Below are 8,885 nucleotides of genomic sequence, written 5' to 3' on the forward strand. Positions count from 1 at the left end.
GTGATGGCTCGTATTGCAAATTCAGTTTTTGAACTAATAGGAAATACACCAGTCGTTAAATTAAACCGTTTAGTAGATGAAGACAGTGCGGATGTCTACTTGAAACTTGAATATATGAACCCGGGCAGCAGTGTAAAAGATCGTATTGCGTTAGCGATGATCGAAGATGCTGAAGCGAAAGGTACTTTAAAAGCCGGCGACACGCTCATCGAACCAACAAGCGGAAACACAGGGATCGGTCTTGCGATGGTAGCGGCAGCGAAAGGAATTAACGCAATTCTAGTGATGCCAGACACAATGAGTCAGGAGCGCCGCAACCTTTTACGCGCTTATGGAGCAGAGCTTGTATTAACACCAGGTGCAGAAGGAATGAAAGGTGCCATCAAAAAGGCAGAAGAATTGGCAGAAGAGCATGGTTACTTCATGCCTCAACAATTTAGCAACGAAGCCAATGCGGAGATTCACCGTCGTACTACAGGAAAAGAAATTCTTGAACAGTTTGACGGCGAACTTGATGCATTTATTGCAGGTGTTGGTACGGGCGGCACGATTACGGGTGCTGGTGAAGTCCTAAAAGAAGCCATCCCATCGATTCAGCTTTATGCGGTAGAGCCGACAGATTCTCCTGTATTATCAGGCGGAAAGCCAGGCCCGCATAAAATCCAAGGGATAGGAGCAGGTTTTATCCCTTCAATCTTGAACACGGAAGTATATGACGGTATTATCCAAGTGAAAAACGAAGATGCATTTGAGCTTGCAAGAAAAGCAGCGAAAGAGGAAGGAATTCTTGGCGGTATTTCTTCAGGAGCAGCTATTTACGCAGCACTTCAAACAGCGAAGAAGCTTGGTAAAGGGAAAAAGGTTCTGGCAATCATCCCAAGTAATGGGGAACGTTACCTCAGTACACCTCTTTATCAATTCGATTAAACCAATTACCCCAGCATTTGCTGGGGTTTTTTTATGAAATCTGTAGATGGAAAGCAAATACTATTTTCTAAATAAATTGGATTGCATTACAATAAGATTAATGAAAATGAAAAAGGATGATAACATGACACAACGCAGGCCGATGGGCATCAAAATTCCTTTTACGAAAGATGCTTTCCTGAAAAGATACGAACAATTAACTGCTGGCGAAACACACCATGTTCTTCTTGAAAGTGCTCGCGGCGGTTCATACAGCATTGCTGGCATTCACCCGATCGCTAAAGCGAAGGGGAAAGACGGGATGACAACCATCCATTATCAAGATGAGGTGCTGTTCAAAGAAGGCGATCCATTCAGAGCGTTTACGGATTGGTTCCAAACCCTTCAAACCGAAACGAATGAGGAATATCCTGATTTTCAAGGCGGGGCGATTGGATTTTTAAGCTATGATTATGCTAGATATATCGAGCATTTTAAGATGCTGTCCATTGATGACCTGAAAACACCTGATCTTTATTTTCTCGTGTTTAATGATGTTGCGGTCTTTGATCATGAAGAAAACGTGCTGTGGCTGATCACTCACACAGAAGGAACGGAACCTGTGAGTGACACTCATCAAAGACTCGAAGATTTGAAGCGAAAGTGGACAAGCTCTTCAGAAGAATCAGCGCAATCTCCTGTTCATGAATCTTCTGCAGAATTTGTACCAGCAGCACCGTTTACCGAAGAAACCTTTGGAGAAGCAGTAGAGAAAATTAAGCAATATATCGCAAGCGGTGATGTGTTCCAAGTGAATTTATCCATCAGACAAGATGAACAGCTCCACACACATCCGTATGATTTATACAAAACGTTACGTCAAGTCAATCCATCTCCGTATATGTCTTATCTGCACACGCCTGATTTCCAGATTGTTTGTGGATCTCCAGAGCTGCTTATTAAGAAAAAGGGGAATCAATTAGAAACAAGACCGATTGCGGGTACAAGATCAAGAGGCAAAGACGACGCTGAGGATCAAGCGCTGGCAAAAGAGCTCATTGAAAATGAAAAAGAACGCGCAGAGCATGTGATGCTCGTGGATCTTGAGCGGAATGACCTTGGACGCGTGTCTACTTATGGCTCAGTAAAAGTGAACGAATTTATGGCGATTGAAAAATATTCACACGTGATGCACATTGTATCCAACGTACAAGGGGAACTGCGTGATGATTGTGATGCAGTAGATGTCATGAGAGCTGTATTCCCAGGCGGAACAATTACAGGTGCTCCAAAGGTGAGAACAATGGAAATCATAGAAGAGCTTGAGCCGACAAGGCGTGGGCTTTATACTGGATCTATAGGCTGGTTTGGATTCAATCAAGATATGCACTTTAACATCGTCATTCGTACGGCGTATTGTACTGAAGGCAAAGCCTTTATGCAGTCGGGTGCTGGGATCGTCATCGATTCTGTACCAAAGCACGAATACAAAGAATCGATTAAAAAAGCCTATGCAGTAAAAAAAGCATTACAGTTGAGCAAAGAAGAGACTATTTTGAGTTAGAGGTGAGCAGAGCATGATATTAATGATTGATAATTATGATTCATTTACGTACAACCTGGTCCAGTATTTAGGTGAGCTTGGAGAAGAATTGATCGTGAAACGGAATGATCAAGTAACCATTCAAGAAATCGAAGAGCTTAAACCAGATTTTCTCATGATTTCTCCAGGGCCATGCAGTCCTGATGAAGCGGGAATTAGTATGGAGGCGATCAAGCACTTTGCGGGAAGTATTCCGATCTTCGGTGTGTGTCTAGGTCATCAATCCATTGCGCAAGTCTTTGACGGGGATGTCGTTCGTGCAGAGCGCTTAATGCACGGTAAAACATCAGAGATTGCACATGACGGAAAAGGCGTCTTCACTGGACTCCAAAATCCGCTTGTCGCAACGAGATATCATTCATTAATTGTCAAAAACGAGACGCTGCCGGAGTGCTTTGACGCAACAGCCAGCACAAAGGAAGGCGAGCTCATGGCCATTCGCCATAAAGAGCTGCCAATTGAAAGTGTACAGTTTCATCCTGAATCGATTATGACGTCCTTCGGAAAAGAAATGCTTAAAAATTTCATTGAAGCCTATCGTAAAAAGGGGCATGAAGTAAACACATGATCATTTATCTGAACGGTCAGTATATAGAGGAGAAAGACGCGACTCTTTCTCCTTTTGATCATGGTTTTCTATATGGCATCGGTGTATTCGAAACATTTACCAGCCTGGCAGGACAAGTCTTTCTGTTAGATTGGCACCTTGAAAGGCTCAATGAATCATTGCGTGACCTTTGCATCGAATCCACAATAGAGAAACCATTTGTACTCGACATCATTCATACCTTACTGAATAAAAACGAAATAGCCGGTGGTCATGCGAGAATTCGCTTCAATGTTTCTGCGGGCAGAGGCAATGGATTTTCTGCAGATCCTTATGAAGAGCCTGTCGTTTTTGTCATGATCTCTCCATTCCGGCCCGAATCTGTTTTAGATGAGAAGCAGGGAGTCATTCTTCAAACGAGGAGAAATACGCCGGAAGGTCCAAGGCGCCTCAAGTCTCATCATTATATGAACAACCTGCTGGCTAAAAGAGAAGTGGGAAATGATGCGTCGTTAGAAGGCATCTTTTTAACAAAAGAAAATGATGTGGCAGAAGGAATTACCTCCAATATATTTTGGCGAAAAGGTGATGTGATCTATACACCGTCACTTGATACAGGAATTTTAAATGGAGTCACTCGTCGATATTGTATTGAAACGCTTCAAGCTATGGGGGCTTCACTAAAAGTAGGGCGATACCCAGTCTCGCAATTGCTATCAGCTGATGAGGCATGGATGACCAATTCTGTTCAGGGGATTGTGCCCTTCAGAAGTATAGGAGAAATTTCCTTGCCCCAAAACAGCCGGATCATCTCAACAAAGTTGAGAACGCAATATACAAAAGAACGTCTAGATCATAAAGAGTAGGTGGACACAATGACACAACAAGTGATAAAACAGCCTAAAATCATACAAGCCAAGCACCACACCCTTAGTTATGAAGAAAAGACATTGGTCATGGGCATTTTAAATGTCACACCTGACTCTTTTTCAGATGGAGGAAAGTTTAATCAAGTGGATAAAGCGCTGGCTCATGCAGCACAGCTGATAGAAGACGGGGCGCATATGATTGATATTGGCGGAGAATCGACTCGCCCAGGAGCGGCACTTGTCTCAGAACAAGAGGAGCTTTCAAGAGTCATTCCCGTCATTGAAAAGATCACAAAACAATTGGATGTACCGATTTCCATTGATACGTATAAAGCCCATGTTGCAGATGAAGCGGTGAAAGCTGGAGCTTCCATCATTAATGATGTATGGGGAGCGAAGGCAGATCCTCAAATGGCGCATGTGGCAGCGAAACACAATGTGCCGATTATTTTAATGCACAATCGGCCAGAGCGAAACTACACACATCTGATTTCAGATATGATCGCAGATTTGAAAGAAAGTGTTCAAATTGCGAAACAAGCGGGTGTCCGTGATGACATGATCATATTAGACCCGGGTGTAGGATTTGCGAAAAATAAAGAGGACAACCTGATGGTCATGAATGAGCTCGAACATTTTTGTCACCTTGGGTATCCACTGCTCTTAGCTACATCTCGAAAACGATTCATCGGAGCTGTCTTAGACCTGCCGCCTGAAGAACGTACGGAAGGAACGGGGGCTACGGTCTGCCTTGGGATTCAAAAAGGCAGTGCGATGGTTCGCGTACATGATGTAAAAGAAATCGCAAGAATGGCAAAAATGATGGATGCCATGCTGAATAAGGGAGGCGCTTATCATCGATAAAGTATATGTAAATGGAATGGAATTTTACGGCTACCACGGCGTATTTGCAGAAGAAAATAAATTAGGACAGCGATTCCGTGTGGATTTAACAGCTTCACTTGATTTAAGTAAAGCCGGACAAACTGATGACCTCAATGAGACCATTAATTATGCAGAGCTCTACCAAATCTGCAAAAGCATTGTAGAAGGTGAATCAGTCAACCTCGTTGAAACACTGACAGAAAGAATTGCGAACCAAGTGTTAAAGGACTTTCCGACAGTTCAGGAATGTACAGTAAAGGTAATTAAACCAGATCCGCCAATTCCAGGACACTATCAGTCCGTTGCAATTGAAATGACGAGATCGCGCACATGAACAATACCGCATACATCGCTTTAGGATCGAACATAGGTAAAAAGGAAACCTATTTAAAAGAAGCTGTCAAAAAACTGCACGAACATCCAGAGGTTCAAGTAGAATTGATCTCCTCTATATATGAAACAACACCTGTAGGTTACGAAAACCAAGATGACTTTTTAAATATGGCTGTGAAAATTTCCACTTCGCTTCGTCCAAATGAACTACTGGCACTTACTCAGAAAATCGAGCAAGAGTTAGGCAGAACAAGAGAAGTGAGATGGGGACCGCGAACGGCTGACCTTGACATTTTACTTTATAATCGTGAAAATATTGAAACAGAACAGCTTGTAGTACCACATCCTAGAATGTACGAACGTTTATTCGTTCTTGTTCCGATGAGTGAGATTTGCCCAGAAATCGGCGAAGTACAAATAAATGCCGTAACAGACCAAGAAGGTGTAAGCATATGGAAAAAGACATGTGGGGTAGAAGAATTCGTGCATACCGAAAGCTAAAAGGGTATACTCAGGAAGGGTTCGCGAAAAGACTAGGCATCTCTGTCTCTGTCTTAGGAGAAATTGAGCGAGGCAATCGATTACCAACAAACCAATTGGTTGATCAAATAGCAGATGCTTTAAATATAACGGTGGAAGAACTTTCGCCAATTCTTGAAGAAGGAAGGAGGGGAAATGATGTTTAAAATCGGAGATATCGACATTAAAAACAAAGTGGTGCTCGCGCCTATGGCTGGTGTGTGCAACTCTGCCTTCAGACTGACAGTTAAAGAGTTTGGAGCAGGTTTAGTCTGCGCTGAAATGGTCAGTGACAAAGCGATCCTGATCAACAATGCAAGAACAATGGGTATGCTATACATTGATGAACGGGAAAAGCCTTTGAGCCTTCAGATATTTGGAGGTGAAAAAGACACACTCGTCGAAGCGGCAAAGTTTGTAGACCAGAACACAACAGCAGACATTATTGATATCAACATGGGCTGTCCTGTACCGAAGATTACGAAATGTGATGCAGGAGCGAAATGGCTGCTTGATCCAAACAAGATTTATGAAATGGTCTCTGCTGTCGTAGAAGCTGTAGAAAAACCTGTTACGGTGAAAATGAGAATGGGCTGGGACGAAGATCATATCTTCGCTATCGACAATGCCCGTGCTGTTGAACGAGCAGGCGGACAAGCGGTTGCGCTTCACGGACGGACACGTGTGCAGATGTACGAAGGAACAGCGAATTGGGATATTATAAAAGAGGTCAAACAATCTGTTTCCATTCCTGTCATCGGCAATGGAGATGTCAAAACCCCTCAAGATGCAAAACGAATGCTTGATGAAACGGGTGTGGATGCTGTCATGATCGGAAGAGCCGCACTAGGAAACCCGTGGATGATCTATCGAACGGTTCATTATTTAGAAACGGGTGAACTAAAAGAAGAGCCAAATGTACGTGAGAAGATGTCAGTGTGCAAACTTCACTTAGACAGACTCATTGACCTAAAAGGCGAACACGTGGCTGTCAGAGAAATGAGAAAGCACGCAGCATGGTACTTAAAAGGTGTCCGAGGCAATGCGGACGTAAGAAATCAAATCAATCAAAGTGAAACGAGAGCGGAGCTAGTACAAGTTCTTGATGACTTTACGATCGAAGCCGAGGCAAAAGAGCTTCAAAGTATAAAAGTAGGATAAGACTATCTAACTTTTTGTAGCTCACTGCTAGTGCATGTACTGGCAGTTTTTCTGCTTTTCTCTGCAAAATACATTATTGGAGTGATATAAATGAGTAATGAAGGGCTTAATAACGAAGAATTAAATGACCAATTCCAGGTCAGACGTGACAAAATGAATAAAATGAGAGAAGAGGGTATCGATCCATTCGGCGAACGATATGACCGCTCTCATCAATCCGCACAAATTATCGCTGAATATGATGAGTTTTCTAAAGAAGACTTAGAAGAAAAGTCTGCCCAAGTGACAATCGCTGGACGTATGATGACAAAGCGAGGAAAAGGGAAAGCTGGCTTTGCGCATATACAAGACTTAGAAGGACAAATTCAAATATACGTTCGTAAAGATAGTGTAGGAGAAGAAGCTTACGAGTTATTCAAAAGCTCAGACCTAGGCGATATCATCGGTGTAACAGGAATGATATTTAAAACGAACGTTGGAGAACTTTCAATTAAAGCGACTAGCTTTGAGGTTCTCACAAAAGCACTTCGCCCGCTTCCTGATAAATATCATGGACTCAAAGATGTTGAACAACGTTATCGTCAGCGCTACCTTGACCTGATTGTAAATCCAGAAAGTAAGCAGACGTTCATCATGCGAAGCAAGATTATTCAATCCATGAGAAGATACTTAGATTCTAAAGGGTACCTAGAAGTTGAAACACCAACAATGCACAGCATCCCTGGTGGTGCATCAGCACGTCCTTTCATTACTCATCACAATGCACTGGATATGCCGCTTTATATGCGTATTGCGATTGAACTGCACTTAAAACGCCTGATTGTCGGTGGCCTAGAGAAAGTATACGAGATTGGCCGTGTTTTCCGTAACGAAGGTGTATCAACTCGTCATAACCCAGAATTCACTATGATCGAGCTGTACGAAGCTTACGCAGATTACAAAGACATCATGAACCTAACTGAAAACCTGATTGCTCATATTGCCGAAGAGGTACTAGGAACAACCACTATTCAATATGGAGAAGATGAAATTGATCTCAAGCCTGAATGGAAGAGACTCCATATGGTTGAAGCGGTCAAAGAAGCAACTGGTGTAGACTTCTGGCAGGAGATGTCTGTTGAAGAAGCGAAGCAGTATGCCGCTGATCACGGAATTGAAATCACGAAAAACATGACAGTAGGTCATATCATCAATGAGTTCTTCGAGCAAAAAGTAGAAGAAACATTGGTTCAGCCTACATTTATTTACGGACACCCAGTGGAGATTTCTCCATTAGCTAAGAAAAATCCTGAAGACCCTCGCTTCACTGATCGCTTTGAACTATTTATCGTACGCCGCGAGCATGCTAATGCATTCACAGAGCTAAACGATCCAATCGATCAAAGAGAACGATTCGAAGCTCAATTAAAAGAACGTGAAGAAGGGAATGACGAAGCGCATCTAATGGATGACGATTTTGTTGAAGCATTAGAATATGGTATGCCTCCAACAGGCGGACTAGGAATCGGTATCGACCGGTTAATCATGCTATTAACAAATTCTCCATCAATCAGAGATGTACTGCTTTTCCCACAAATGAGAAACCGTTAATACATCAATCAAAGCGCCATTTTAACTATGGCGCTTTTTATTTTTCATAAAATGAAACTTTTTTTAAAAAAACTATTGCAAGGAAAGAATCAAGATGGTATATTATTATTCGTTGCCGCAAAACAGCAACGAGGTTAAAAAGAAATTGAAAAAAGTTCTTGACTTTAACCGATGCGAAATGTTAAGATATTAAAGTCGCTTACGAGCGATAACGAAAATGATCTTTGAAAACTAAACAAGACAAAACGTACCTGTTAATTCGAGTTTTTATAAAAAAATCCTATGAAACAACATAGGTAGTCAGTCAAACGCTGACGAAAAACAAAACTTCGGTTTTGTACTTTTTCGGAGAGTTTGATCCTGGCTCAGGACGAACGCTGGCGGCGTGCCTAATACATGCAAGTCGAGCGGACAGAAGGGAGCTTGCTCCCGGATGTTAGCGGCGGACGGGTGAGTAACACGTGGGTAACCT

10 protein-coding genes and 1 rRNA gene are annotated in these 8,885 nt (G+C 42.5%); all 11 read left to right on the plus strand.

What is annotated here, in order from left to right:
• The first annotated feature begins 3 nt into the window (after nucleotides 1-3).
• A complete protein-coding gene (cysK, locus tag C6348_RS18560) occupies nucleotides 4-927 on the plus strand; it encodes a cysteine synthase A (protein ID WP_012008673.1) in 924 nt (307 codons plus the stop codon).
• Nucleotides 928-1,051: 124 nt separating this feature from the next.
• Nucleotides 1,052-2,470, plus strand: a complete 1,419-nt coding sequence (gene pabB, locus C6348_RS18565) for an aminodeoxychorismate synthase, component I (RefSeq protein ID WP_106043950.1) — start codon at nucleotides 1,052-1,054, stop codon at nucleotides 2,468-2,470.
• Between the two features lie 13 nt (nucleotides 2,471-2,483).
• The gene (pabA, locus tag C6348_RS18570) at nucleotides 2,484-3,077 is read left to right on the plus strand and encodes an aminodeoxychorismate/anthranilate synthase component II (RefSeq protein ID WP_106043944.1); all 594 of its coding nucleotides are present in this window, start codon (nucleotides 2,484-2,486) and stop codon (nucleotides 3,075-3,077) included.
• Nucleotides 3,074-3,922 (plus strand): aminodeoxychorismate lyase, encoded by an 849-nt coding sequence (gene pabC, locus C6348_RS18575; protein WP_106043945.1) that lies wholly within the window; start codon nucleotides 3,074-3,076, stop codon nucleotides 3,920-3,922. Before pabA ends, pabC begins: the two co-directional genes overlap by 4 nt.
• 9 nt (nucleotides 3,923-3,931) lie before the next feature.
• On the plus strand, nucleotides 3,932-4,789 hold the full coding sequence (folP, locus tag C6348_RS18580; RefSeq protein ID WP_106043946.1) for a dihydropteroate synthase: 858 nt from the start codon (nucleotides 3,932-3,934) through the stop codon (nucleotides 4,787-4,789).
• Nucleotides 4,782-5,144 carry a dihydroneopterin aldolase gene (gene folB / locus C6348_RS18585; protein WP_034665765.1) on the plus strand — a complete coding sequence of 121 codons (363 nt, stop codon included), beginning with the start codon at nucleotides 4,782-4,784 and terminating at the stop codon, nucleotides 5,142-5,144. Before folP ends, folB begins: the two co-directional genes overlap by 8 nt.
• Nucleotides 5,141-5,644: a 2-amino-4-hydroxy-6-hydroxymethyldihydropteridine diphosphokinase gene (folK, locus tag C6348_RS18590; protein ID WP_034665768.1), complete on the plus strand. Its 504-nt coding sequence runs from the start codon at nucleotides 5,141-5,143 to the stop codon at nucleotides 5,642-5,644. The genes folB and folK overlap by 4 nt, the downstream gene beginning before the upstream one ends.
• A complete protein-coding gene (locus C6348_RS18595) occupies nucleotides 5,596-5,829 on the plus strand; it encodes a helix-turn-helix domain-containing protein (protein WP_003217963.1) in 234 nt (77 codons plus the stop codon). The genes folK and C6348_RS18595 overlap by 49 nt, the downstream gene beginning before the upstream one ends.
• Nucleotides 5,822-6,823: a tRNA dihydrouridine synthase DusB gene (gene dusB, locus C6348_RS18600; RefSeq protein ID WP_095286206.1), complete on the plus strand. Its 1,002-nt coding sequence runs from the start codon at nucleotides 5,822-5,824 to the stop codon at nucleotides 6,821-6,823. The genes C6348_RS18595 and dusB overlap by 8 nt, the downstream gene beginning before the upstream one ends.
• A 90-nt stretch (nucleotides 6,824-6,913) precedes the next feature.
• Entirely contained in the window at nucleotides 6,914-8,413 is a 1,500-nt protein-coding gene (lysS, locus tag C6348_RS18605) for a lysine--tRNA ligase (RefSeq protein WP_106043947.1), read from the plus strand.
• Between the two features lie 342 nt (nucleotides 8,414-8,755).
• Nucleotides 8,756-8,885, plus strand: a 16S ribosomal RNA gene (locus C6348_RS18610); the annotation flags it as partial.

This window comes from Bacillus sp. YBWC18 (assembly GCF_002998775.1).
In the GTDB taxonomy this organism is placed as follows: domain Bacteria; phylum Bacillota; class Bacilli; order Bacillales; family Bacillaceae; genus Bacillus.